The sequence below is a fragment of the Blautia difficilis genome (genome assembly GCF_014297245.1).
Taxonomy (GTDB): domain Bacteria; phylum Bacillota; class Clostridia; order Lachnospirales; family Lachnospiraceae; genus Blautia_A; species Blautia_A difficilis.
The window spans coordinates 1-3,122 of sequence record NZ_JACOQG010000071.1; the positions used below are offsets into that span (position 1 = coordinate 1).

The 3,122-nt window shown below is 37.7% G+C and carries 4 protein-coding genes; all 4 read left to right on the forward strand.

The genetic code is table 11. From position 1 onward, the window contains the following. Positions 1 to 151 precede the first annotated feature (151 nt). The 4 genes from H8Z82_RS16725 to H8Z82_RS16740 all read left to right on the forward strand — a co-directional run bounded on the left by H8Z82_RS16725 (position 152) and on the right by H8Z82_RS16740 (position 3,119). Positions 152 to 880, forward strand: coding sequence for a YARHG domain-containing protein (locus H8Z82_RS16725; protein WP_186995747.1), 729 nt, complete (start codon positions 152 to 154; stop codon positions 878 to 880). Continuing rightward, positions 873 to 1,097, forward strand: a complete 225-nt coding sequence (locus H8Z82_RS16730) for a hypothetical protein (RefSeq protein WP_186995748.1) — start codon at positions 873 to 875, stop codon at positions 1,095 to 1,097. Before H8Z82_RS16725 ends, H8Z82_RS16730 begins: the two co-directional genes overlap by 8 nt. Before the next feature lie 4 nt (positions 1,098 to 1,101). Continuing rightward, positions 1,102 to 1,404 carry a hypothetical protein gene (locus H8Z82_RS16735; protein ID WP_186995749.1) on the forward strand — a complete coding sequence of 101 codons (303 nt, stop codon included), beginning with the start codon at positions 1,102 to 1,104 and terminating at the stop codon, positions 1,402 to 1,404. 401 nt (positions 1,405 to 1,805) lie between these two features. Continuing rightward, the gene (locus H8Z82_RS16740) at positions 1,806 to 3,119 is read left to right on the forward strand and encodes an IS30 family transposase (RefSeq protein WP_186995750.1); all 1,314 of its coding nucleotides are present in this window, start codon (positions 1,806 to 1,808) and stop codon (positions 3,117 to 3,119) included. Positions 3,120 to 3,122: the final 3 nt, after the last annotated feature.

The following is a 3,122-nucleotide window of genomic DNA, read 5'->3' on the forward strand; positions in this document are numbered from 1 at the left end:
AGTAGGTATTTCTATATCAAACCGGAACAGTACCGGGAGAGACGGGAGGTGAATAAAGAGTATGGAATTGGATATCAGCGGGGCAAGGATATTCTTTACATTACCCATTTAGCACCACTTTATAGTTTATATTGTACAGGAGGTTTGTCCTATGAATTACTCATCAGATCAACCCCAAAATTACACTTGTAATGTGCCAACTCTATATAAACATTATTCTGAAAGAACCATATTATTTGATAAAGAATACGTAATTCTTCGAAAAAGCATTTATCGTTCCTCAGCCTCCAAAGAATATTCACTTTCAGAAGAAACAATAGAGCTGAAAAAAATCAAATATCATCCTCGTTGGACGCTTGCTGTATTATCATTGGCTCTTTCACTTATATTTGGCTTTTTTTATTACAACGTTTCTTATACTAATGTACAATCTTCAAGCCAGTCCTTCGAACATATTGTTACTTCCAACAACAGTTCAAACAACCAAAGTGGTATTGAATCGATTCAGTCCAAAAATGACATTATTAATTTTATCAAATCCTCTTTTCCATTGTCAGATGGAATGGTATTTCCCAACAGCTCTTTAAATATAATTTCAAGCAGCGAGTTGGACCATCTAAGAGCAGATTATTCAGAAAATGTGTATGCAATTCTTCTCCGTATGTCTGTTAACGAAATATACGCTCGTAATGGTTACATATTTTCCGACCCCATTTGGAAAAGCTACTACAACGCTCAAAATTGGTATACACCTGTTTCCGAATATAATATCAATTTCGATTCAATGAACGACAACGAACTTACCAATCTTCAAATGCTTCTCTCATTGGAGAAACATTTAGACAATAACCAAACGAAGGGAGATGGCAAAAATGAGTAACTTTGCAATACCATTGTTCTTGAAAATAGGCATGTATTCTGCCATTACTTTAAAAAAAGCTCATAAAACTTTTGGCAGACTTCCTGCCGAATCAAGTATTTATAGAAAAACAAAAAAAAACCAAGAATTGTTCAATCTAGGAGTTTCCTTGTCTAATTCCAGGCAGTTAACTTATTCTAGTTGTCAAAAACTGATCAAAAAGATGAAGGAGGAATAATTTTATGATTTGGAATGATGAGAAAAAGGAAGTAGAAGATGAAAATTTTTTTGACCTTCCAGGCAACATTGAAAACAATCTACAATTAGCCAGTAAACTCATGGACATACTAAAAAAAGTACCTTGCACCACAGGTTATAAAACCAAAGTGTTAAAAACTTCTATTCTTCTTCAGGCGTTGCAAGAAGAAACCAAACAAAAGGATACTATTATCCATGCAATCGTCGATCTGCGAAAAGCTAACTGTTTATCCGAAGAAGAATTTAAGCTCATGTTACTGTCATATAATTCCTGTGCGAAGTTTTAGGCTTTTTTGCTCGGGCTATCACATATTGATTTTCAAAGAAGTGATAGCCCACTAACTACTTATATGCTTTCATTCTAGAGGAGCTTCTTGTATAATTCAAATATAGGAAATTCCGAGAAAGAAGGTTGAGAAAAAAATACCTCAGAGTAAAATAAGATTACTGACTTTGGACGGTTAGTAAAAAATCTTATTAAACAGTGAGGTACTTGAAATGAATTATAACACACAGAACGCAAAAATTGCATCTATTACGGAAAAAACTTTAATCGTGAAAATTTCAAAAGTAAATTCCACCGGCCGCTTATGCGGTGGAATTTACTCCTACATGAGTGGAGTTTAATCTTTCATATATTCGTGCTATGCTCATGAAGACCTTCTGACAGCAGTAGAAGGAGATCTCTATGAGTAAATATATTCCTGGTAACCAGAAACATCTTTCCCTTGAAGACCGTAAATACATTGAGCGTTCCCTGAATAACGGCAGCACTTTTAAAGATATCGCCCGTTTCTTATGCAAAGATCCTACAACTATTTCGAAGGAAGTGAAACTCCATCGCGTAAGTGATTGGTATCATAAAGGATCCTTCCTTAACGCTCACAACTTCTGCATTCACAGATATCACTGCAGAAAAACAAATGTATGCAGGAAAATCATACTCTGCAACATTAAGTGTACTTCCTGTCCAACCTGTAACCAAACCTGTCCTGATTTCGTTAAAGAACAGTGTAACCGTCTTGATAAGGCTCCTTACGTCTGTAATGGATGTCCGAAAGCCATTCATCATTGTTCCATTGCTCACAAGTACCGTTGCGATGCTGTCTTTGCAGACCGCAAATACAAGGAATGTCTGTCTTCGTCCAGGGCTGGTATAAACATGACAAAGCATGAACTGCGTCAAAAGGACATGGTCATTTCGCCTCTTATTTATCAGGGACAATCGCCCTATCAGATCATTACAAACCATCCTGAGTTGGATATGTCGGTCAGAACACTCTACTCCTACCTCAATGATGGCGTTCTTACGGCAAGAAATGTTGATTTGAAGCGCAAAGTAAAGTTTAAACCTCGCAAAGTTCATAAAACCCAGATCAAAGACCGTACTGTTTTTCAAGGCCGTATGTTTTCAGATTTTCAAAAGCTGGAACTCGATCATTTTGCCGAAATGGATACCGTCCATTCTTCGCAGGAATCCAAACGTGTCATTCTCACCTTCTTTTTGACTCGTGAAAAGTTATTCCTGGCTTTCATTATGAACCGTTGCACTAAGGGCGCTGTACGGCTTATTTTTGATAAGTTGGAACATCAACTGGGAACCTATGATTTTCTCATTTTATTCAACACGATTCTAACGGACCGTGGATCAGAGTTCGGCGATCCCGATTCTTTAGAAACAGGATCTGATGGTATTATCCGTTCAAGCATCTATTTCTGTGATCCCATGAGAAGTGGTCAAAAAGGTGGTATTGAACAGGCGCACACCATGTTGCGCATGGTTCTGCCAAAGAAAACCAGCTTTGAATTCCTCACTCAATGGGATTTGCGAACTATTGTGGACCATATCAACTCTACTCCCAGAGAAAGTCTTGGCGGCCGCACTCCATATGATGTCGCACTCGATAACTACGGCATTGACATTTTAAAAGCACTTCAGCTTAGGCCGATTCCACCCGACGAGGTCAATCTGACACCTAAGCTGATTCGCTTTAACCACTAACTT

Bases quoted from the DNA above. Each gene is read 5' to 3' on its own strand.
- H8Z82_RS16725 (WP_186995747.1), top strand. From the start codon at position 152: ATGAATTACTCATCAGATCAACCCCAAAATTACACTTGTAATGTGCCA.
- H8Z82_RS16730 (WP_186995748.1), top strand. From the start codon at position 873: ATGAGTAACTTTGCAATACCATTGTTCTTGAAAATAGGCATGTATTCT.
- H8Z82_RS16735 (WP_186995749.1), top strand. From the start codon at position 1,102: ATGATTTGGAATGATGAGAAAAAGGAAGTAGAAGATGAAAATTTTTTT.
- H8Z82_RS16740 (WP_186995750.1), top strand. From the start codon at position 1,806: ATGAGTAAATATATTCCTGGTAACCAGAAACATCTTTCCCTTGAAGAC.